23 protein-coding genes are annotated in these 20,441 nt (G+C 66.2%); 2 read left to right on the forward strand and 21 right to left on the reverse strand.

What is annotated here, in order from left to right; translation table 11 throughout:
* Positions 1–145: 145 nt before the first annotated feature.
* The 11 genes from ACQE2J_RS10840 to ACQE2J_RS10890 form a co-directional block, all read right to left on the reverse strand.
* Complete coding sequence (locus tag ACQE2J_RS10840; protein ID WP_426936319.1) at positions 146–781, reverse strand: response regulator transcription factor; 636 nt, start codon at positions 779–781, stop codon at positions 146–148.
* Positions 769–2,028, reverse strand: coding sequence for a sensor histidine kinase (locus ACQE2J_RS10845; protein WP_301498980.1), 1,260 nt, complete (start codon positions 2,026–2,028; stop codon positions 769–771). The genes ACQE2J_RS10840 and ACQE2J_RS10845 overlap by 13 nt, the downstream gene beginning before the upstream one ends.
* Before the next feature lie 62 nt (positions 2,029–2,090).
* Positions 2,091–3,476 (reverse strand): FtsX-like permease family protein, encoded by a 1,386-nt coding sequence (locus ACQE2J_RS10850; protein ID WP_426936320.1) that lies wholly within the window; start codon positions 3,474–3,476, stop codon positions 2,091–2,093.
* A 1-nt stretch (position 3,477) separates the two neighbouring features.
* On the reverse strand, positions 3,478–4,230 hold the full coding sequence (locus tag ACQE2J_RS10855; protein ID WP_301499063.1) for an ABC transporter ATP-binding protein: 753 nt from the start codon (positions 4,228–4,230) through the stop codon (positions 3,478–3,480).
* Positions 4,231–4,406: 176 nt separating this feature from the next.
* On the reverse strand, positions 4,407–4,805 hold the full coding sequence (locus tag ACQE2J_RS10860; protein ID WP_190247122.1) for a hypothetical protein: 399 nt from the start codon (positions 4,803–4,805) through the stop codon (positions 4,407–4,409).
* A 65-nt stretch (positions 4,806–4,870) separates the two neighbouring features.
* On the reverse strand, positions 4,871–5,623 hold the full coding sequence (locus tag ACQE2J_RS10865) for an ABC transporter permease (RefSeq protein ID WP_426936321.1): 753 nt from the start codon (positions 5,621–5,623) through the stop codon (positions 4,871–4,873).
* A gap of 1 nt (position 5,624) precedes the next feature.
* On the reverse strand, positions 5,625–6,356 hold the full coding sequence (locus tag ACQE2J_RS10870) for an ABC transporter permease (protein WP_426936322.1): 732 nt from the start codon (positions 6,354–6,356) through the stop codon (positions 5,625–5,627).
* 11 nt (positions 6,357–6,367) lie between these two features.
* Complete coding sequence (locus ACQE2J_RS10875; RefSeq protein WP_190247125.1) at positions 6,368–7,273, reverse strand: ATP-binding cassette domain-containing protein; 906 nt, start codon at positions 7,271–7,273, stop codon at positions 6,368–6,370.
* Between the two features lie 102 nt (positions 7,274–7,375).
* Entirely contained in the window at positions 7,376–8,044 is a 669-nt protein-coding gene (locus tag ACQE2J_RS10880; RefSeq protein WP_190247126.1) for a response regulator, read from the reverse strand.
* Complete coding sequence (locus ACQE2J_RS10885; RefSeq protein ID WP_426936323.1) at positions 8,041–9,162, reverse strand: sensor histidine kinase; 1,122 nt, start codon at positions 9,160–9,162, stop codon at positions 8,041–8,043. The genes ACQE2J_RS10880 and ACQE2J_RS10885 overlap by 4 nt, the downstream gene beginning before the upstream one ends.
* A gap of 409 nt (positions 9,163–9,571) precedes the next feature.
* Positions 9,572–9,988, reverse strand: a complete 417-nt coding sequence (locus tag ACQE2J_RS10890) for a MerR family transcriptional regulator (RefSeq protein WP_015780259.1) — start codon at positions 9,986–9,988, stop codon at positions 9,572–9,574.
* Between the two features lie 69 nt (positions 9,989–10,057).
* On the opposite strand from ACQE2J_RS10890, the gene ACQE2J_RS10895 reads away from it, so the two are divergent.
* A complete protein-coding gene (locus tag ACQE2J_RS10895) occupies positions 10,058–11,308 on the forward strand; it encodes an MFS transporter (RefSeq protein WP_015780258.1) in 1,251 nt (416 codons plus the stop codon).
* Positions 11,309–11,459: 151 nt separating this feature from the next.
* Here ACQE2J_RS10895 and ACQE2J_RS10900 read toward each other — a convergent pair whose 3' ends face one another.
* Positions 11,460–12,032: a hypothetical protein gene (locus tag ACQE2J_RS10900; RefSeq protein WP_169307796.1), complete on the reverse strand. Its 573-nt coding sequence runs from the start codon at positions 12,030–12,032 to the stop codon at positions 11,460–11,462.
* Positions 12,033–12,218: 186 nt separating this feature from the next.
* Here ACQE2J_RS10900 and ACQE2J_RS10905 point away from each other — a divergent pair, with 186 nt between their 5' ends.
* Positions 12,219–12,635: a MerR family transcriptional regulator gene (locus ACQE2J_RS10905; protein ID WP_015780255.1), complete on the forward strand. Its 417-nt coding sequence runs from the start codon at positions 12,219–12,221 to the stop codon at positions 12,633–12,635.
* A gap of 174 nt (positions 12,636–12,809) precedes the next feature.
* On the opposite strand, the gene ACQE2J_RS10910 is transcribed toward ACQE2J_RS10905, so the two are convergent.
* The 9 genes from ACQE2J_RS10910 to ACQE2J_RS10950 all read right to left on the reverse strand — a co-directional run bounded on the left by ACQE2J_RS10910 (position 12,810) and on the right by ACQE2J_RS10950 (position 20,435).
* Entirely contained in the window at positions 12,810–13,730 is a 921-nt protein-coding gene (locus tag ACQE2J_RS10910) for a helix-turn-helix transcriptional regulator (RefSeq protein WP_015780254.1), read from the reverse strand.
* Positions 13,731–13,759: 29 nt separating this feature from the next.
* Positions 13,760–14,122, reverse strand: coding sequence for a hypothetical protein (locus ACQE2J_RS10915; RefSeq protein WP_127363283.1), 363 nt, complete (start codon positions 14,120–14,122; stop codon positions 13,760–13,762).
* Between the two features lie 64 nt (positions 14,123–14,186).
* Positions 14,187–14,939, reverse strand: coding sequence for an ABC transporter permease (locus ACQE2J_RS10920; protein ID WP_114306110.1), 753 nt, complete (start codon positions 14,937–14,939; stop codon positions 14,187–14,189).
* 1 nt (position 14,940) lies between these two features.
* Positions 14,941–15,669 carry an ABC transporter permease gene (locus ACQE2J_RS10925; RefSeq protein WP_244223217.1) on the reverse strand — a complete coding sequence of 243 codons (729 nt, stop codon included), beginning with the start codon at positions 15,667–15,669 and terminating at the stop codon, positions 14,941–14,943.
* Positions 15,670–15,680: 11 nt separating this feature from the next.
* Entirely contained in the window at positions 15,681–16,586 is a 906-nt protein-coding gene (locus ACQE2J_RS10930; protein WP_114306109.1) for an ABC transporter ATP-binding protein, read from the reverse strand.
* A 178-nt stretch (positions 16,587–16,764) separates the two neighbouring features.
* Complete coding sequence (locus tag ACQE2J_RS10935; protein WP_127363284.1) at positions 16,765–17,436, reverse strand: response regulator; 672 nt, start codon at positions 17,434–17,436, stop codon at positions 16,765–16,767.
* On the reverse strand, positions 17,433–18,569 hold the full coding sequence (locus ACQE2J_RS10940) for a sensor histidine kinase (RefSeq protein ID WP_181870162.1): 1,137 nt from the start codon (positions 18,567–18,569) through the stop codon (positions 17,433–17,435). Before ACQE2J_RS10940 ends, ACQE2J_RS10935 begins: the two co-directional genes overlap by 4 nt.
* 170 nt (positions 18,570–18,739) lie before the next feature.
* Positions 18,740–19,702 (reverse strand): NADP-dependent oxidoreductase, encoded by a 963-nt coding sequence (locus ACQE2J_RS10945; protein WP_426936324.1) that lies wholly within the window; start codon positions 19,700–19,702, stop codon positions 18,740–18,742.
* Positions 19,703–19,838: 136 nt separating this feature from the next.
* Positions 19,839–20,435: a TetR/AcrR family transcriptional regulator gene (locus ACQE2J_RS10950; protein ID WP_127363287.1), complete on the reverse strand. Its 597-nt coding sequence runs from the start codon at positions 20,433–20,435 to the stop codon at positions 19,839–19,841.
* Between the last annotated feature and the right edge of the window lie 6 nt (positions 20,436–20,441).

The following is a 20,441-nucleotide window of genomic DNA, read 5'->3' on the forward strand; positions in this document are numbered from 1 at the left end:
CGGCTGCAGGTAGGTGTGGGCTGCGACCCGGCCAGGCTGCTACCCCGAGCCGAGAACCCCGTGGGGAAGCAAAAGTGGTGCCGTCTTGATCGGCTAGATTCTGCGGTTATCAGTCTATTGCGGTGCTCGGGCATGAGGGGGACGGTCACTGTCGGAGATAGGTCAGAACGGCTTGCACGCGTTTGTGGGAGGTCTCGTCGGCGTCAAGGTCGAGCTTGGCGAAGATGCGATTGATGTGTTTGGCGACCGCTGCATTGCTGACCACGAGGATCTGGGCGATGGCGGTGTTGGTCTTGCCCTCGGCCATGAGTGCGAGGACATCGATCTCGCGGGGCGTGAGGGCGTCCAGGCGGGATCGGCGGCGCAGCAGTTCGCGGACGACCTGGGGGTCGATGACTTGGCCGCCGTCGGCGATGGTGTCGAGCGCGGTCAGGAACTCCTCGACGTTGCCGACGCGGTCTTTGAGGAGGTAGCCGATCCCGCCGTCGCCGGTGGTGAGCAGGTCGGCGGCGGCGCGTCCGGAGACGATCTGGGAGAGCACGAGGATCGGCTCGGCCGGGTTGACGAGCCGGAGTGCGCTTGCGGCCTGGATGCCTTCGTCGGTGTACGTCGGCGGCATCCGCACATCGATGATCGACACATCGGGAGCGTGGGTGTGGACGGCGTCGCGGAGGTCCTCCCCGTTCTCGACAGCGGCGACGACGTCATGGCCTGCTGTGTGCAGCAGGCTCTTCAGTCCTTCGCGGATGAGGGCGGCGTCTTCGGCGATCACGATGCGCATGGGACCTCCAGGGTGATGCGGGTCGGGCCACCGACCGGGCTGACGAGGTGGACTCGGCCTCCGAGCGTCTCGATGCGGTCGATCACGCCGAGCAGTCCCGTACCGCCCGGGTCCGCACCGCCTATCCCGTCGTCTTCGACCGTCACGACGATGCGACCATCCTCGGTCTGATAGCCGAGGAGGAGAACGTTGGTCGCGCTGGCGTGTTTGAGCACGTTGGTGAACAGCTCGCTCGTCGCGAAGTAGACCCCGACTTGCGCCTCGGTCGGAAGCTCGGAGGGGAGGTCGATCGTGGCCGTCGCGGCGATGCCTGCTGTCTCCGCGCTGGCGGCGAGGTCGTCGAGTGCACCGGTCAGGTCGTTCTCGCGCAGCGCGGCGGGGAAGATGTCATGCACGATCTGGCGGAGCTCCTCCACGGCGCGGCGGGCGTCGTGGCCGGCCTGGTCGATGAGGTCGGTGACGTTGTGGCCGCGGTCGTGCTGGTAGCGCATGGTGCCGAGGGTCATGACGAGGGCGGTGAGGCGCTGCTGCGCTCCGTCGTGGAGGTCGCGTTCGATCCTGCGGCGTTCGGCGTCGAAGGCGTCGGTGACGCGGGCACGGGAACGAGTGAGCCCTTCGACCTGAGCGAACAGCTCCGGGGCGGGTTCGGTGATCAGCAGCCGGGTGAGATAGCGCTGCCCCTCCGCGAGGAGGGTGACGGCGTAGAGGCCGGCGACCAGGAGGACGAGGCCGAGCACGCAGAACAGAGACTGGGCGAGAGTGTCGCGCTGGATCAGGGTCGTGCCCGGGTCGACGGTGGCCGGATCGACTCCGAGGATGCTGAAGACGATCAGGAGCCCGCTGGAGGCGGCGAGCATGCCCGGCATCAGCAGCACCAGCGTCAGGACGGCGAAGTTCAGCACCGACACCGGGACGAGGAGCGCGCCGTGCAGCAGTTCGGTCCAGCTGATCCGCTCTCTCGCCCGCACATGGATCCACGCCGCCAGTCCTGCCCGAGGGGCCGGAACGTGAGGGTTCGGGATCGGTGCGTGATCGAGCAGTCTGAGACGGTGTCGTTCGAGGTGCCCGAGCGGCACACCGGCGAGGGTCAGCAGCGGCCAGCAACTCACGAGCCAGACCGCAGCGATCAGCGGGGTGCTGAGCACGTAGGCAAGACTGCGCCACGGCCAGGACGTGAACAGGAGGCCGACCGGATGGCGGCGCAACGCGATACCGGGGGTCGTGGCTCTCGGTTGCCTGTCGCGCATGCCTCCCATTGTCGCGGGCGTCCCTGGAACTTCTCGCTGTCGCATACTCGGCCCCGTCTCCGTCATGCCGATCTCAGTCCCACAGCGACGTCGGCGCACAACGAGGGCCGAGCAGGCCACCACTGGACGAGGAAGAGGACCAGCCACGCCAGGACGAACCCGAGGACCAGGGTCGTCCACGGCACGGCGACGATCGGGTGACCGGCGTAGGCGTGGGAGCTGATGGCCGTCGTCGCCAAGGTGATGACGATCGGGACGAGTGCGAGCACGGTGCCGGTCAGCGCGAGGAGGAACGACTGCCAGACGTACCAGAGGGTGATGCGGCGGCTGGGCATTCCGGCGATCCGCAACAGCGAGTGCTCGCGTTCGAGGTCGCGTGAGGCGAGCGAGACGACCGCGGCAGAGGTGACCAGGAGGACGAAAGAGATCAGCGCGGCCATGATGAGCGTGTCGGCGAGGTTCGTCTCCGCCCGGCTGTCGAAGGACCTGACCACCGCTGCCGCTGATTCGACGGAGGTGAGGATGACGCCCACACCGCCGATGCCCGCTGCCAGCGGGGCGATGGTGTTCGCGCTGGTGCCCGCCCGCTCGACGGCGGCCTTGCCCGCGAGTCGCCCTGTGACGCTGCCCACAGACCCGGCCAGTCGGCCCAGGCCTGCGAGCACGAGGGGAATGAGGAGCGGGCCGACGACGTAGATGAACAGCACCGCCGAGATGCCGGCGTTCATGGCGAGGTTGAACATCACCGCCACCCCGGCCTCGGATCGGCCCATGACGGCCGCGGCGACCACCATGGCCAAAGACGTCAGCACCAGGATCGCTGCCAGCGGGGTACGCCACCACCAGCCCGTCCTGCGACGGCCGGGGATGGCGCGGAAGACCTCGATCGCCCGCGTCCGCGACGCCCGGTGCGCCGGCCCGAACGCTCCGAGCATGCAGGTGATTACGCCCAGGACGAGGGACAGGAGCCATGCGAGGATCGATGGCGGCAGGATCGGGGCGTCGAAGCCTTGTGCGGCCATCTGGTTGAACGCCGGGACGACGAGGTAGCTCAGGCCGAGCGCGAGGATCGAGCCGGGCACGGCACCGATGCACGCCGCCGTGGCGACCAGCGCCCAGATGCTGCGCCGGACATCGCTCGGGGTGGCCCCGACCAGACGCCACTGGGAGAACGTGCGCCGGGTGGACTCCACGGTCGCCGTGCCGACGACGGTGAGCGAGAACAGCGCGAGGGCGGCGACGAGCATGTAGATCGTCTCGGAGACGATCGTGAACTCGGTGATCGAGTGGCCCTGCGCCTCGGCCGCGGCGACGAAGCGGGCGTCGTGCGTCCAGGCGAACTGCGCGGCGCACAATCCGACCAGCGTGGTCACGGCGGCGACAGTGGCGATCGCGGGCCACCAGCTGCCGAGATCGGATAGGAGGATGCGGCGGGCGTACGTGTGCATGTCACTTGCCTCCGAGCCGGGCCATGGCGTGGAGGATCTCGTCGACACCGAGCCGTCCGGTGACATGGGCGATCATCCCGTCGCGCATGAACACGATCCGGTCGGCCAGCGCTGCGGACTCGACGTCGTGGGTGACCATCACGACCGAGCAGTCGTGCGTGGCGAGGTCCCGCAGGACGCGCAGCACGGTGCCGGTGTTGGCGGTGTCGAGCGCGCCGGTGGGCTCATCGGCGAAGATCACCGACGGCCGCATGAGGATCGCCCGGCACAGCGCCGCCCGCTGCTGCTCACCCCCGGAGAGCGTGCCGACCCTCGCGGACCTCTTCTCCGTCAGCCCGAACCGGGCGAGGATGTCCGTCACGGCGTCAGGGTCGACTCTGCGCTTGGCCAGAGCATGCGGGAGCCGGACGTTCTCCTCCACAGTGAGGTAGCCGATGAGGTTGTACTGCTGGAACACGAAGCTCGCAGTGTCTCGAAGGAACCGGGTGCGCTTCTCGTCCCCGAGGGAGTAGAGATCGGTGCCGTTGATCGCCACCTGCCCCTGATCCGGTTTGTCGAGGCCGCTGAGGCAGTAGAGCAGGGACGTCTTGCCAGCGCCGCTGGGCCCGACCACCGCGGTGAGTCCACCACCAGTCAGATTCAGAGAGACGCCCCGAAGAATAGGAGGCTGCCCGACGCTGCCAGTTGGGACCTTGACAATCTGGTCGGCGTGAATCGTCGGTGCAGGAGGGAGCGAAGCCGGATGAAGAACCATATGTCCATCTCACGCGGTACGCGCCAATCAGTCGATGACGCTGCCACCCCAGTCAGAGGTAACCCCAGCATTACCTCTCACAGCCCGCGCCAGCCAAGCGACACCACATGCCAGCGAGTACCCCTTCCTCCTCGTCACGCTGTTGCTCCTATCGGGAGGAGTGTCTTGGGTGGCGTTCAGAGACCCTGGTAGATGCTGGGGCCCATAACTGCGTAGACGATGATCGTGTAGACGACGCAGAGGACGAACACGATCGCCGAGACGATGAGCCCGGCGGCGGCGAGTTTACGCGGGCCGCCTGCGCACTTGCGCATGCCGATCCCTGCGACCACGGCACCGCCGGCGACGAGAATGGCGGCGAAGTGGGGTGTGACGATGCCGAGCACGATCGAGCAGGCAGCGATGATCAAGGCGGTGAGACCGTAGCCGCGGCTGCCGTTCCTGCGGTGCTCGGGTGTGGTGTCTTCGACGGGTGCGGACGCTGGGGCCATCGCATCGCCGGTCTCCTGCCAGAATCGGGCATTCGTCCCGGTGGCGTGCTGGTCGGGGTGCTGGGGCTGGTGAGGCGTGGACATGATCGACCTTTCTGAGGCATCGAAGGCGAGAACGTGTGCGCTCTCACGGACAGAGGGCGGAGAGTTCAGGTTCGGGTGTCGCCGCGTTCGAGGACGGCGGTGTTCGCGGTGGTGAGGACGGCGGACAGGATGAGCGCGGCTCCAATGATGAGAGCGACGACAGGCCCGGTGACCTCCCCGGTGTCGGCGAAGGTGGAGGTGCCGAGCTGGGTGGCTCTGCTGACGGTGGCGTAGGGGCTGATGAAGATAGCCGGTGTCAGCTTGAGCACGAGCAGAAACGCGGAGATGCCCGCACCGACGAAGGCGACCGCGACGGGCGCGGCGAAGGAACGCATGAGCATCGAGAGCCAGGACTGCAGCACGGCGACCGGGAAGCAGGCCACGATGATGACGACCGCTGCGATCAGGTACTCGCCGGGCAGGAAGCCGGGCAACTGGAAGACGAGCTTGCCGAGCACGATGGTGGTCGCTACTGCGAGCACCTGCATGATCGCGGCCAGCATCCCGATGACCGTGGCTTTCGCCAGGACGATGCGCAGCGAGGACGTCGGCCCGCTCATGAGCGCGTTCCAGTTGCTGCCGCGGTGCTCGGCCCGCCAGATCAGTGAGGCGAGGATCCCGATGCCGACCGCGAGGGGGAACAGGCCGTAGAACACGATCGAACGCATCCAGAGCGTGTGCCAGCCGTCTTCGAGCGGGCGCCCGTCGATGAGGGTCATGACCGATCCGGAGACGACAAGGGTGATGGGAAGCAGGACGACGACGGCCCAACTCAGGGAGCGCTTGAGCTTGACGAGTTCTGCACCGATGGCGTTCACGTCAGGCCTCCTTTCGGTCAAACTGGCGGGTGAGGAGCAGGAACGCGACGCCCGCGATGACACAGAGCGCGGCGATGCTCAGATAGGCGGGCGTGACCGCGACGAGAACGCCGTCGACGTAGCCGGATGCAGTGGCCAGGGCGTAGTAGCCCCAGCGGGTGAGGTGGGAGATCCACGCGGGAACGGCGGTGCCGAACAGGGCGAGGATCGTTCCGAGCAGACCGATGCCGATGCCGACAAGCTGGTTCTCCACCCGTGCGGCGATGAGCGTATGCAGGGCGATCAGTACGAGGTTGACCGCGAGCAGTGCTGCCGTGAAGCCGATCCATCGCCCGGCCGGGAACGGGGCCGTGATGCCCAGCAGCAGCCCGGCACCCGCGAGCAGCCCGCTGGTGACGACGGTGGCCCCAGCGACGAGGAGGCCGAGGGCGAGGAACTTCGCTCGGCACAACCCGCCGGGGGTGATGCCGGAGGTGGCCGACATGAGCCAGCCGTTGCCCTGGTGCTCGATATCGACCTGCCGGCTGGCGATCACCGCGAGCAGCAGCGGCGCGGCCAGAGTGATACCCGACGCGGTGCCGCCGATGAGCGTGTTCCAGGAATCCTGCGTCGCACGGTCGAAGTCCGGGCTGCCCAGCGAGCTGAACAGGCCGATCCCGAGCATGATGACGCCCAGCAGCGCGATGAGCAAGCCGAGGTGCAGGTGCCGCATCTTCGCGAACTCGTTGCGCACCGCCGTCCCGTTCACAGTCCACCGCCCGCGGTCAGGCTCATGAAGATCTGCTCCAAGGTCTGTTCGTCGCGGCGCACGCCGTAGACGCCGATTCCCTCGCTGACGAGCGCGGCGACGACGCCCGCGGTGGTGCGGTCGTCAGCACCCGGCAGCCGTAGCGTCGAGTTCTCCAAGGTCGTCTGGTGGTGCCGCGCGAAGAGTTGCTGTGCCCGGCTGGGGTGTGTGCAGTCGATGAGCACATCCGGGGTCGCGGCAGAGAAGAGCTGGTCGCGGGTGCCTTGGAAGATCATCTGGCCCTGGCTGAGGATGCCCAGCATGGTCGCGGTCTTGTCGATCTCGCCGAGCAGATGCGAGGACACCATGACGGTGATCCCGCCCTCGGCGAGGCGGCGGAGCAGATCGCGGATCTCTTCAATGCCAGCAGGGTCCAGGCCATTCGTCGGCTCGTCCAAGATCAACAGCCTCGGTTGCCTCGCGAGCGCCATGGCGATGCCGAGGCGCTGCTTCATGCCGAGGGAGAACTCGCGGACTTTCTTGTCCATCTGGTTCTGCATCCGCACCGTGCGCACGGCGAAGTCGATCTGCTGGTCGTTCAACCCGAGCAGGCGCTGGGTGATGCGCATGTTCTCCCGGCCGGTAAGGTGCCCGTAGCCGGGAGGCGACTCGATCAGCGACCCGATCTTCCCGAGCAGTTCCCGACGGGTGCTCCGGTTCATCGGGCGGCCCATGATCTGCACCTGCCCGTTGCTCGGGCGGATCAGAGACAGTAGCATCTTCATCGTGGTGGACTTGCCCGAACCGTTCGGGCCGAGGAACCCGTAGACGCACCCTTCGGGAATGCGCAGGTCCAGGTCTTGGACGACGGTGCGGGAGCCGTAGGACTTGGTGAGCTTCTCGGTGGAGACGACGAGTGACATGACATCCACTCTCGCCAGAATCACGCGAGGAATCGTCTGCCTGGACGACTATCTTTCGCTACGCGTTCTGCTTATCCGCAGCCGGTCGCGTACTCGATCTGCTTACGTGCCGGTGCGGACGATCCCGATCTGATAGGCCATCACGACCGCCTGGACTCGGTCGCGCAGTCCGAGCTTCGCGAGGATGCGACCGACATGCACCCTCGCCGTGCTCTCGGCGATCACCAGACGCTCGGCGATCTCACCGTTCGACAGCCCCTGAGCGATGAGTTCCAGCACCTCGCGCTCTCGCGCCGTCAACTCGGAGATGCCCTCTCCATTCCAAGTGCGATCGTGAGCAGGGTGGGGCCGCTGTTCGGCGAAGCGATCCAGCAGACGACGGGTGGTGCTCGGCGCGACCACGGCATCGCCATCATGGACATGCCGGATCGCCGCGACAAGCTCTTCCAATGGGGCGTCCTTCAGCAGAAACCCGGAGGCGCCGGCCTGAATCGCGTCGTAGGCGTACTCGTCCAGATCGAACGTGGTCAGCACCAGCACCCGCGGGCCGTCTTTCTCGCGGATGCGCCGGGTCGCCTCCACCCCGTCCATGCGAGGCATCCGCACGTCCATCAGCACCACGTCCGCCTCGACTGTGCGCAGCAACTCCAACGCGGTGTCGCCATCGTCGGCATCGCCGACGACCTCGAACTCGGGACGGCTGCTCAGCACCATCCGGAAGCCCGCCCGATACATCTCCTGGTCATCGACCAGCACCAGCCGAATCGTCATCCCGCACCACCTCCCAGGGGCAACGTCGCGTGCACTTCATAACCGCCGCCCGGACGAGGGCCGGCGCGCAGCGCGCCTCCGTAGGCGTCGACGCGCTCGCGCATCCCGACCAGGCCGTGCCCTCCACCCGCCCCGGCCGGCACAGCGGCGGGCTCGCGTCCGTCATCAGTGATGATGAGGTCCACTGCATCGCGTCGGTAGGTCACGGACACCTTCACCAAGCTCAACAGCGGCCCGCCGTGCTTGCGCGCGTTCGTCAGCGCCTCCTGCACGATCCGGAACGCGGCCAGATCGAGACCCGACGGCAGCTGCACCGGCACGCCCGCAGTTGAGACATCGACCCGCAACCCCGTCGCACGCACCTCCGCCACCAGCCGATCCACCTCGCCCAACCCGGGCTGCGGCGAACGACCTGTGGGATCAGCGGTGCGCAGGACCCCGAGCATCCGCCGCATCTCGTTCATCGCGTCACGGCCGGTGTCGCGCACCTGCGCCATCGCGACCCCCGCCTGCTCGGGGTCTGCAGTCGCCGTCTGCGCGGCGCCGTCGGCCATTACCACCATCGTGCCCAGGCTGTGCGAGACGATGTCGTGGATCTCCCGGGCGATCCGTGTCCGCTCCTCTGCGGCCGCGATCGCTGCCTGCGCATCCCGTTCCCGCGTCAACTGCTCGGCACGTGCCTGCAATGCTTCGAATCGTTCGCGTCGTCCACGGAGGAGGCGCCCCACGAGTGCAACGAGGACGTAGGCGAGCATCAGCATCCCGATCTCGCCGACGCGCGCACGATCGTCCCGCACCACCGGAATACCGGCGAGCACCGTCCATCCTGCCGTCAGTACGACAGCTGGGATCAGCAGTCTCCAAGTTCCCCACGAACCGATCGCGTACAGCATGAACCCCAGCACGGTCACCGAGGCCGGCGCGAGCCCGATCCCGATGGCGACCTGCGCCGTCGCTGCGGTGAACATGCCAGCAAAAGTCCACGGGAGCGACCGGTGCCGGAACAGATAGAGCACGCAGATCGCAAGCGACAGCACCAGTGCGGTTACGAACATCAGCGGCGTGAACTCGCCGCCTACCAGCATGGAGACAAGGAACAGGAGGTCGTAGGCGAACACCAGTATCGCAACTGCTGCATCGATGAGACGTCGATAAGCCCACGCCCAGCCCTGAGGCGTAGACGCTTCGTGACTAGCGTCGAGAGTCGTCCTGGCTACCATGCTGTCCAAGGCTAGCGTTCCAGGCTGGACATCAGAGGGGACGAGACCGCGCCACCGACGGAACACCGTCCAGAGATAGGCGCCGCCTCGGCTCGTGCTGGCCGGGTTCACCTGGTGGGTATGACGGTGTCGATGCGGGTGATGAGCGCGGGCGATGGGTACAAGTATCTGTTGCGTACGATCGCTGCCGCCGACGGCGATAGGTCGCTGTCGACGCCGTTGACGAGGTACTACACGGAGGAAGGAACGCCCTCCTCCGCGTAATAGCGAGCGAGCGGAGTCGAGGGTGAAAGCCCGCCGCGAGCAGTCAGGCGATCTGTGCCTCACGTGCCCGATCGTCGGATCGCTCCGGCCCCTCGGGCGCCTTGCAGCGCTCGACCTCGATGAGGTATTCCGTCATCGCGTCGCGGTTGCGGATGAGGACATCGATGCGCTCGGTGAGCTTGTCGCGCTCTTCGTGCAACAGCGTGAGCATTTCCGGGGTTGCGTCGGGGAAGTGGATCGAGCGCGGCTTGTCGAGGCACGGCAGGATCTGCTTGATGATCCGGGTGGTGAGCCCCGCGCCAAGCAGGCCGCGGATCTGCCGCACGCGGTCGACGTATCGGGGGTCGTAGTCTCGGTAGCCGTTGTCGGAGCGATCCGGCACGATCAGCCCCTGCTCCTCGTAGTACCGCAGCAGCCGGCGCGAGGCGCCCGTCCGCTGAGCAAGTTCACCGATCCTCATGCCCACTCACTGTAGTGCGACGACCCTGACTTGACCATCACATTGATGTGATGGTTTCACGATGGTTCCATGACTTCAACGACTCGCTCTGAACAGACGCAGACCCGACTGCCGTGGCTGCCCCTGCTCGCGCTCTCCACCGCCGTGTTCATCACCGCGCTCACCGAAACCCTGCCCGCTGGACTGCTGCCGGGGATGTCGGCGACCCTGGGCGTCAGTGCCGCCATGTCCGGCCAGGCCGTGACCGTCTACGCGGCGGGCACCGCCCTGACCGCCATCCCTCTCGCCCGGGCCACGGCTCCGTTCAATCGCAAGACGGTACTGCTGTGGTCGATGGCCATCTTCGCCGTCGCGAACACGCTCACCGCCCTGATCCCGATCTACACGATCATGCTCGCCGGTCGCGTCATCGCGGGCATCGCAGCGGGCCTCGCCTGGGCCGTGCTCGCCGGCTACGCGCGCCGACTCGCCCCGGCTGGGCTGGAGGGGCGGGCGATCGCCATCGCCATGACCGGCATCCCCGTCGCGCTCGCGCTCGGCGTGCCCGCGGGCACCTTCATCGGCCAGCACCTCGACTGGCGCGCCGCGTTTCTCGCGATCACCGTCGCAGCCATCGGCGTGATCATCTGGATCGCGGGCGGCGTCCCCGCTGTCTCCAACGGTGCTCAGGATGATGCGGCGCGAGCGGCGACCGCGCGAGCCACGCTCGCGATCCCCGGGGTTCTGCCCATCATGGCGGTCGTGCTGCTGTATGTGCTGGGGCACACCATCGTCTACTCCTACATCGCCCCGTACCTCGAAGCCGTGGGTCTCGGCTCGCAGGTCGACCTCATCCTGCTCGTGTTCGGTGCAGCCAGCCTCGTCAGCATCTGGCTGACCGGGCGATACGTCGACACCCGCTTGCGCGCCCTGGCGCTGGCGGCCTCGATCCTGTTCGTTATCGCCGGTACTGTCTTGGCGACGAACTCGGCACCGATCCTGATCTGGATCGCGATCGCCATCTGGGGTCTTGGATGGGGCGGAATCCCCTCACTCCTGCAGACCGCGGCGCCGCGAGCGGCCTTGGTGCACAGCCCCGCTGCGGCCGACACCGCGCAAGCGATCCTCGTCACGCTCTGGAACGCGGCGATGGCGCTCGGTGGACTCGTCGGCGGCATCATCCTTGCCGGAATCGGCACGACCGCGATCCCGATCGCAGCGACCTCGTTCGTCGTGCTCAGTCTCTTGATCATCGCCGTCGCACGCAGACACGCCTTCCCGTCCCGCACGCCATACGTCGCTGATATGTCCGAGATGACGCACGAACAGAGCACCCACTGAGGTCACGCTCGCCGGTTCACGATGAATCGACGTGCAGATGATCACTACAGCGTCTCTCTGGACAGGGCGCCTCCACCGTAGCGACAGCAGAACGTCACGAGACAAGGGCTCAAAGGGCATTTGCCATGGCGTGTTCAACGTGACTCGTAGTTCATCGCAGTGTGGAGCGTGCGAGGAATGCTTGCGCATGCTCCTGGTTGCGAACGGCGGTCGCGGGCTCGGGGTTGCGGTCGTCATGGGGCGCGCCTCGTCTCGGGTCGGGTTGGCGGTTGCAGTTGGCGGACAGCAGCCTGCGCACGTTCTCGATCACCGCGAGCTTCGGGTTGCAGTGCCTCGATTGCGGTCGCCACGTACGACTGATCCCGAGCGGGTCCCAGGTGCGAGCCCCGCGCCTTTGGTACGCGAAGCCGCCGCGAAGGATGTCCGCCAGCCGCACCGTGTTCCAGTCGATGTCGGCGGTTTCGCCGAGATTCGGGGCATCGGGCCAGCTGTGGGCCAACACGCGCGCAACAGGGACCTTGATCCCAGCGAACCAGATCGTCTCATCATCCGGGGCGTGCTCGACGTCGACATCGAGACCTCTGTGTCCAGAGAATCGCGACCAGTCCGAGGGCGGCGAACCGAGGAAGGTACATGAGGGCGCCGGCCGATAGGTGGAACTCCGCACGAGATCCGGAGTGGAGCCCCACGCCGGAGAGAGCACCTGCCAGGCGTACGGCCCCACGACCAGCCCGGCTCATCAGCCACAGACTCTCGCTCGGCAGCTCGGACTCACTGTCATTCGGAACCCCGAGACCGTCCCGCGTCGGTACCGCCGTCCGCACCCGATCCTCACCACCCTTTGAGCGTTCACACCTCTTGCAGATCAAGGCTAAGAGTTAGAGTACGCTCTAAGTTAGGATCGATACCTATGGTAGATGAGAACGCCCCTGCGTCGCGGTCTTCGGGAGCTGCGGGGCTGGCGGTCGCGGAGATGGCCGAAGCGACCGGCGTCACCGGCCATACGCTGCGCTACTACGAACGCGCCGGCCTGATCCATCCGATCGTCCGCACGCAGGGAAACCAGCGCCGCTACCAGCCCAGCGACATCGAATGGGTCCGGTTCCTGCGCAGACTCCGAGAAACCGGGATGCCCATCGCCCGGATGCGCGAGTACGCCGCGCTCCGCGCCCAGGGCGAGGACGGCGCACGGGCAGGACTCGATCTCCTGGCCGAGCATCTTCAAAGCCTGCGTGAGCAGATCAGGCACCTTCGCGCGCACGAGCGCGCCCTGGCCACCGCGATCACCGACCATCAACACCAGGCCACCAGCACCGACCATGACTGACCGACACGTACCCACTCGGTGCGGACGGCTCGTCGCAGCCGAGCGGAGATAGCCCGAAGAGTTTGCAACCGCCAACACCCATCCGACTGCGCGACTGTGTGGGCCGCCCCTCGAACGATTGCGGGACTCGCAACCCCGTTCCTGTTCACTGAGGCCGGCATGCGGGTCACGGGGTCAAGCTGGATGCTGGTTCCCGGTGACCCGCAGCGCCCGGTAGGCGCTCGGCGTCATCCCGGTCGCGCGGGTGAAGGCGATCGTGGCGCGGTTGCGGGAGCGCCACCCCACCCGTTGCGCGGCTTGCTCGATCGTGAGGTTCGTCTCGCGGAGCAGGCGGGCCATCTCCTCGACCCGCAGCATCGTCAAGAACGCTTGCGGTGTTTTCCCATACGCGTTCGAGAACACGCGGGCAAGTTGCTTCCTGGACAGATGCACACCCTCAGCCAGCTCGCCCAGCGTCCACGAATACGCGATCGCCCCCATTAGTGCTTCGCGTACCTCGGCGGCCTCGCTCCGCGTCGGCGCGAACCGCCGCACACGCGGATGCACCGGCACCACCCGCGCCCGCTGCGACGGCGAAATCCGGTGATCGGTGACGTGGAGGTACGGGGCGATGCGGTCCATGATCGCGAACCACAACGCCTGCGTCCGATGAAACCTCTCCAATTCTCCATCGACGCTCAGCGCGACCAACTCGTCCAGCCACGGCATCAACAACCCCGCACGCTCCTCACCGAGCCGGATGATCTGCGCCGGATCGGTGAACGCCTCCCGCACGAACCCTGGCGCGTCGAGCCGGTCGTGGAGGATCGCCGCGTACTGCCAGAACGCCTGATCGATCACATAGTCGGTGTCGGCGTAGATCGTCGTGACGGTGATGTGACCTTCAGGCTCGGACCCGCACAAGACGTTCGGGCCAAGCACAACCACATCGCCGGGTCGGACCGGTTTCTGCCCGAACTCGCTGAACAGGATCGCGCTACCGTCGCGGACGATGATGACTTTCACGCAGTCATACGCCAGTGGCCCGACCGGGCGATGCACCGTCTGCGTCCGCGCCAACAACACCTGATAACCGCGCAGTGCACGCTGGGACATCCGTCCTCATTCACCCGCAGCGGCGACCCTCACGCGCTTTCCGTGGGGCCGGCCATGTAAGCGTAGAAGGTCATTCCGATCGCGAGCACGAGTGACGCAATACAGAATGAAACTGCTCCGATGGCAAGTTTTGGCCGGCGGGAACTTCGTTTGATTTGGATACCCGACAGCACGGTTCCCGCTATTGCGAGGAGCGCCGCAAAGGGTGGCAGGAGCAATGAACTGGGAAGCGAGAGGAGACCCAGGATGATCGCTCCGATACTGAGCCCTGGGCCGGGCTCTGCGTTGAACTTCGTCTCGTTGTCCGGTGCCTGAACAGGGAGGTTCCGAGGCTTCGGTATCGAAGTTTCTGAGTTCCAGAAGCTGGGTGTGTCGTCGTGCGGATTGGCCATGATCGATCCTCTCCTCATGTCGAATGCTGTATTCAGAGCTTGCTAATTCGAGCTGGTGCACGCTCTACGTTCGGGTATCGGTGCGTTCCAGGATGAGCGCTGAGATCGCCATGGCGACCGCGGTGAGCAAACCTGTCGCGATAATGATCGAACTCACGATGGGTGCGGTGATGTATCCGGTGTCAGCGAACGTGCCGGTTCCCAGTTGGGTGGTACGGCTGATCAAGGCGTAGGGGCTGATGAAGATCACGGGATCGATTCGGAGCACGAGCAGGAAGGTTGAGACTCCGGCTCCCAAGAATGCGATAGCGATCGGCGCGGCGAACGAGCGCATGAGCATCGACATGCCGGATTGAAGAGCGGCGACTGGGATGCAGGCCAGCATCACGAGGACGGTCGCGAACACGTACTTGGCGGGAAGCAGACCCGGGAGTCCGAAGGCAAGTTTCCCGACGAGAATCACCGTGATGAGCGCGACGACCTGCATGAGTGTGGTCATGATGGCGATGACGGTGGTCTTCGCGGCGACGATGTACAGCGAAGGAGTCGGGCCGCTCATGAGGGCGTTCCAGTTGCTGCCGCGGTGTTCGACTCGCCACACGAGAGAGCCGAGGATGGCCACTCCGACCGCGAGCGGGAAGAGTCCGTAGAAGACGATGGATCTCATCCATAATGTGTGCCAGCCGTCTTCCAATGGCCTACCGTCAACGAGAGTCATGATCGATCCGGAAATCACCATCACGAGAGGCAGGAGCAGGACGATGGCCCAGCCGAGGGAGCGCTTGAGCTTCGTGAACTCAGCTTGGATTGTTCTCATGTCAGACCTCCTGGCGGTCGAGGCGGCCGGTGAAAAGAATGAACACGGTGGTTGCGACGGCGCCGAGAGCGAGGACACTCGCGTATGACGGAGTGAGCCCGACGAGGACACCGTCTTGGTATTCGGCTGCAGTCGACAGCGCGTAATATCCCCAGGGCGTCAGGTGCGCCATCCAAGCAGGAATCTCGTTGCCGAAAAGGGCAAGGACGGTACCGAGGAGTCCTATGCCGATGCCGACAAGCTGGTTCTCAATCCTGGTCGAGACAACAATGTGCAGCGCGAGCAGGACCAGGTTGACCACGATGATGCAGGCAGTGAACCCTATCCACCTGCCGCCTGGAATGGGAGCGGTCACGCCGAACAGCAGCCCGACCGAAAGAAGTGCGCCACTGACCGCGATCGTTGCGATCGTGACCATGATGCCAAGAGAGAAAAGCTTGGCTCGGCAGAGTCCGCCTGAAGTCACTCCGGACGTGGCCGACATGAGCCAACCGTTGCCTTGGTGTTCAATATCTACTTGGCGGCTCGCTATTACTGCAAGTAGGAGTGGCCCGGCGAGGGTGAATCCGGATGCGCTGAGTACGGAGTTCCATGCGTCGTCCGATGCCGGGTCGAAGTCGGGTCCGAGCATAGTGGACCCGTAAAGCCCGATTCCGATCGCGAGCACAGCTAAGATCAGCGTGAGCAACCAGACTCTCAGGTGGCGCATCTTTGCGAATTCGTTGACCATCGCCTTCGTTCTCACAGCCCACCACCAGCGGTGAGGTTCATGAACACGTCCTCGAGTGTCTGTTCGTCGCGACGTACCCCGTAGACCCCGATCCCTTCACTGACAAGAGCGGCCACGACGCCCGAGGTGGTACGGTCATCGATTCCAGGGATGCGCAGTGTCTCGTTGGTGAGGCTGGCCTCGTAGTGGGGTGCGAAGAGGCGTAGGGCGCGTTTCGGGTCGTTGCAGTCGATGAGGACATCTGGGATGGCTGCGGAGAAGAGTTCGTCGCGTGTTCCTTGGAAGATCATGCGTCCTTGACTGAGGATTCCCAGCATGGTGGCGGTCTTGTCGATCTCACCGAGCAGGTGGGAAGACACCATTACAGTGACTCCGCCGCTGGCCAGACGTCTCATGAGGTCGCGGATCTCCTCGATTCCCGCGGGGTCGAGGCCGTTGGTCGGTTCGTCGAGGATGAGGAATCTCGGCTGACGTGCCAGCGCCATCGCGATGCCGAGGCGCTGCTTCATCCCCAGAGAGAACTCACGGACCTTCTTGTCCATTTGGTCTTGCATCCGTACGGTGCGCACGGCGAAATCCACCTGCTGGTCGGTGATGCCGAGTAGTCGTTGAGTGATACGCATGTTTTCCCGGCCGGTGAGGTGTGCGTAACCGGGAGGTGATTCGATGAGTGACCCGATTTGGCCAAGTAGCTCTCGGCGTGTGTTCCGGTTCATCGGCTGCCCCAACACCTGGGCCTCTCCGCTTGTGGGGCGGATGAGGGAGAGGAGCATCTTCATCGTGGTCGACTTGCCCGACCCGTTCGGGCCGAGGAACCCGTACACGGCTCCCTCGGGGATGCGCAGGTCGAGATCCTGCACGACAGTGCGATCCCCATACTTCTTGGTCAGCTTCTCGGTGGCGACGACGTATGACATGTCTTCAATGCTCCCGAGTGTGCCGCGGCACGTCGTCTGCTCAAACGACTAACTTTGCGTAGTCGATCCGCATTACGGGCATGCTCGGAGTAGTCGATCTGCATTACCCGGCGCTCGCTGAACCTCGCCGAGTCAGATACAGGAACCCACGGGCGTGCGAGTCAGGGATGCTGGCCGATCACAGCTCCGAAGCTGTGACGAGTCCGACTCGGTGGGCAAGCACCACGGCTTGGACGCGGTCGCGCAGCCCGAGCTTGGTGAGGATGCGCTGCCCGTGCACGCGGACGGTGTTCTCGGAGACGACCAGCCGTTCCGCGATCTCCCCGTTCGACAGGCCGTGCCCGATCAGCGTGAGCACCTCGTGCTCGCGCGGGGTCAATTCCTCCAGCCGGGCGTTCTCGACCGGGTCCGAGGCCGCAGGCTCGACTGCCGGTGGGGAGAAATGGTCCAGCAGGCGCCGGGTCGTGCTCGGCGCGACCACGGCGTCGCCGTTGTGCACGTGCGCGATCGCGGCGGCCAGCTCGTCCAGCGGGGCATCCTTGAGCAGGAACCCGGAAGCGCCGGCCTGGAGAGCGTCGTAGGCGTACTCGTCCAGGTCGAAGGTGGTCAGCACCAGCACCCGCGGGCCGCCCGCCTCGCGGATGCGACGGGTGGCCTCCACCCCGTTCAGGCGCGGCATCCGCACGTCCATCACCACGACGTCGGCCTCGACCTCTCGCAGCAGATCGAGCGCGGTGTCGCCGTCGTCGGCGTCGCCGACGACCTCGAACTCCGGCCGTGACTCCAGCACCGCCCGGAATCCCATCCGATACATCTCCTGGTCATCGACCAGCACGAGCCGGATCGTCATTCGTCACCTCCGATGGGCAGCACGGCATGGACCTCGAAACCTCCGCGGGCACGCGGGCGAAGCGTCAGCTCCCCGTCGTAGGCGGCCACCCGCTCGCGCATCCCCACCAGCCCATGGCCGCCGGACAGGCCCGAGCCAGGATCGCCCGCCGGCCCTTGCCCGTCATCTACGACACGAACTTCCACGGCGTCGTCGGTGTAAGCGATCGACACGTTCACGACGCTCAGCATCGGGCCGCCGTGCTTGCGAGCATTTGTCAGCGCCTCCTGCACGATCCGGTATGCGGCCAGATCCACCCCGGAGGCGAGATCGCGCGGACTACCTGAGAGGGACACTTCCACGCGCAGGCCTGTCTTTCGCAGCGGCTCGATCAGCCGGTCCAGCTGGGCGAGCCCCGGCTGCGGCGCCTTCGACGGCTCGGCATCCTCCCGGAGCACGTCTAGCATCCGCCGCATGTCCGTCATCGCTGTCCGTCCGGTGTCGCGTACTTGCGCCATCATCGCCTTCGCCCTTCCTGGTTCAGCGTCGACGGTGACGGTCGCACCGTCGGCGACGACGACCATCGTGCCCAGCCCGTGCGCAACGATGTCGTGGATCTCGCGGGCGATCCTTGCCCGCTCTTCTGCGGCGGCGACCCGCGCCTGCGCGTCGCGCTCCCGCGCCAGCCGATCAGCACGCTCCTGTAATGCTTCCATCCGTTCTCGCCTGCTGCGCGACAACCGCCCGACGAGCACGGCCACGAGATACGCAAGGATGAGCATCCCGATCTCGCCCACCCGGGCACGCTCAGCCCGGACGACCGGAACCGCAGCAATCACCGCCCAAACGGCCGACAGCAGTAGGGCAGGGACAACCATCTTCCAGCTAGACCACGAACCAAGTGTGTAGAGCATCAGGCCCAGAATCAGCATGGACGCAGGGGCCAGCCCCACTCCGAGCACGGTCTGCATCGCCGCGGCAGCAAGAACCCCATAGAGGACCAGTGCTGGCGCGGGCCAGCGGAACACGTAGAGCGCGCACATCACTAGCGACAACAGGACCGCCCCCACGAAAGCCCCGAGCGAGATCTCGCTCCAGGTGAAGCGGCTCAAGAGGAACAACAGGTCGTACCCGAACACCAACGCGGAGGCCACCACGCCAATCAACCGTTGATGCGCATGTACCCACCCTGGCCGTTGAGGCGACGCACTGACAGCAAGACCTCTTGGGGACTCTCGTGGAGCCCTCGCGGCCGATGCTGACGTCATCATGCTCTCCAACCCTACCGGGCGGAGCTGGCTCCTCATTGAGAATATCTACGACATCAGGGGCGCTGCGTGATGACGATCCGTTTGCCGCCCGCCGGCCCGGCCTCGGTCTCTCGGTGGGCGTCCATGATGCGCTGCAGGGGGTAGGTGGCGTCGATGATCGGGACGATCGATCCCGCGTCCACAGCCCGCGCGAGCCAGGCCAGATCGTCGGCGTTCGGCTTCGCGGACACCAGGTGGATGAGCGGCCCCGGCGTAAACGCGGATGCGAGGATCGCCGGGAGCGCCGCGGGGGTGAGGGCGGCGATGCGTCCGCCGCGGTTCAGTAGGCGGCGGTAGGCGCGCAGGTCGGCGGTGGCGGTGTCGAGGATCGCGTCATAGCGCCCCTCGATCTGACTGGGCTCGACGGACTGGTAGTCGTAGACCCGCTGCGCGCCGGCCCGCTCTGCGATGTCGCCGCGGGCTCCGGCGACGGCGTCGACGGTCGCGCCCAGGGCGGCGGCGATTTGGATCGCGGTGCTGCCGACACCGCCGGAGCCACCGACGACGAGCACGCGCTTGCCGTGGGTGACCTTCAGCGCACCGCGGAGCGCCTGCAGCGCGGTCAGCCCGACCAAAGGCAGCGCGGCCGCGTCCCCCAGCCGGATGCTCTCGGGTACGGTGGCGATCTGGTCGGCGCGGATCGTGAGGAACTGGGCGGCGGCCGCGTGCTTGCCGGGAGGCTTCATCCCGATGTAGCCCCACACCCGGTCGCCGATCTTCAGATTCGTCACGCTCGGCCCGGTCTCGATGACGGTGCCGGAGAAGTCCACGCCGGTGCCCTTGGGGAACCCGAGCCCGTTCATCCCTTTCATCTTGCCCTGGCGGGCCATCAGGTCGGTCGCGTTCACGCTGAACGCCGCGACCTCGACCAGCACCTGCTTCCCCGACGGGCGCGGACGCGGCACCCTGCCGATCTCCAACACCTCCGGCCCGCCGTACCGGCCGTACTGCACCGCCCACATGGACTGCTCACTCATCGACTGCCTCCTGTTCATTCACAACGATACGTAGCGTAGCATTGAGTGTATGCAGGAACACAACAAGCCCCCGACGAGGGCAACAGGACTGGCGGTTGGGGCGGTACGGCCCTCGGCGGAGTCGGGAGAGCCCGCGTCAGTGCCGCAGTGGGAGCAGGCGGAGCAGCTGATCGGCCAATCGCTCCGAGAGGCGGCCTGCGCCGTCATCGGCGAGCAGGTGGACGTGCGCGTAGGGAATCCCCAGCAGCGCGGCGTGAAACCCGTCTGCGTCGGCTTCTCCGGTCAGTTCGCCCCGGTCGAGTGCCCGGTCGAGGGTCGCGGTGATGTCATCGCGGGCGGCGCTCACGAACGCCTCCCGCAGCCGGGCGGCAAGCTGCGCGTCTCCAGCCATATCCGCCAGCAGGCCCGGCAGCACATCCCGGCCGGGATCGCCCGTGACCAGTGCGACGGCGCGCTCGGCGAGCGCCTTAACGTCGCCGGCGAGCGTACCGGTGTTGATCGGGGGCGCCTGGTCGGCGCGGTGGACGACGAGATCGAACACCATCTCGGCTTTCGACGCCCAGCGGCGGTAGATCGTGGTCTTCGCCACCCCGGATGCGGCGGCCACCTTCTCAATGGTGAGCCTCGCGTAGCCGTGTTCGCGCACCTGCCCGGCGACCGTGCTTGCGAGGCGCTCATCGGTGCGGGCGCGGCGGGCCGCGCCGCGGGCCTCGGGCGCCTGAGTGTTCGTCATGATCGT

This window comes from Brevibacterium sp. LE-L (assembly GCF_050214925.1).
Lineage (GTDB): Bacteria > Actinomycetota > Actinomycetes > Actinomycetales > Brevibacteriaceae > Brevibacterium.

Coding starts and splice junctions, on each gene's coding strand:
- ACQE2J_RS10945 (WP_426936324.1), bottom strand. CDS start 19,702: ATGAGTGAGCAGTCCATGTGGGCGGTGCAGTACGGCCGGTACGGCGGG.
- ACQE2J_RS10850 (WP_426936320.1), bottom strand. CDS start 3,476: ATGCACACGTACGCCCGCCGCATCCTCCTATCCGATCTCGGCAGCTGG.
- ACQE2J_RS10855 (WP_301499063.1), bottom strand. CDS start 4,230: ATGGTTCTTCATCCGGCTTCGCTCCCTCCTGCACCGACGATTCACGCC.
- ACQE2J_RS10950 (WP_127363287.1), bottom strand. CDS start 20,435: ATGACGAACACTCAGGCGCCCGAGGCCCGCGGCGCGGCCCGCCGCGCC.
- ACQE2J_RS10895 (WP_015780258.1), top strand. CDS start 10,058: ATGACTTCAACGACTCGCTCTGAACAGACGCAGACCCGACTGCCGTGG.
- ACQE2J_RS10860 (WP_190247122.1), bottom strand. CDS start 4,805: ATGTCCACGCCTCACCAGCCCCAGCACCCCGACCAGCACGCCACCGGG.
- ACQE2J_RS10905 (WP_015780255.1), top strand. CDS start 12,219: ATGGTAGATGAGAACGCCCCTGCGTCGCGGTCTTCGGGAGCTGCGGGG.
- ACQE2J_RS10840 (WP_426936319.1), bottom strand. CDS start 781: ATGCGCATCGTGATCGCCGAAGACGCCGCCCTCATCCGCGAAGGACTG.
- ACQE2J_RS10935 (WP_127363284.1), bottom strand. CDS start 17,436: ATGACGATCCGGCTCGTGCTGGTCGATGACCAGGAGATGTATCGGATG.
- ACQE2J_RS10930 (WP_114306109.1), bottom strand. CDS start 16,586: ATGTCATACGTCGTCGCCACCGAGAAGCTGACCAAGAAGTATGGGGAT.
- ACQE2J_RS10925 (WP_244223217.1), bottom strand. CDS start 15,669: ATGGTCAACGAATTCGCAAAGATGCGCCACCTGAGAGTCTGGTTGCTC.
- ACQE2J_RS10880 (WP_190247126.1), bottom strand. CDS start 8,044: ATGACGATTCGGCTGGTGCTGGTCGATGACCAGGAGATGTATCGGGCG.
- ACQE2J_RS10920 (WP_114306110.1), bottom strand. CDS start 14,939: ATGAGAACAATCCAAGCTGAGTTCACGAAGCTCAAGCGCTCCCTCGGC.
- ACQE2J_RS10910 (WP_015780254.1), bottom strand. CDS start 13,730: ATGTCCCAGCGTGCACTGCGCGGTTATCAGGTGTTGTTGGCGCGGACG.
- ACQE2J_RS10915 (WP_127363283.1), bottom strand. CDS start 14,122: ATGGCCAATCCGCACGACGACACACCCAGCTTCTGGAACTCAGAAACT.
- ACQE2J_RS10845 (WP_301498980.1), bottom strand. CDS start 2,028: ATGCGCGACAGGCAACCGAGAGCCACGACCCCCGGTATCGCGTTGCGC.
- ACQE2J_RS10890 (WP_015780259.1), bottom strand. CDS start 9,988: ATGAGGATCGGTGAACTTGCTCAGCGGACGGGCGCCTCGCGCCGGCTG.
- ACQE2J_RS10875 (WP_190247125.1), bottom strand. CDS start 7,273: ATGTCACTCGTCGTCTCCACCGAGAAGCTCACCAAGTCCTACGGCTCC.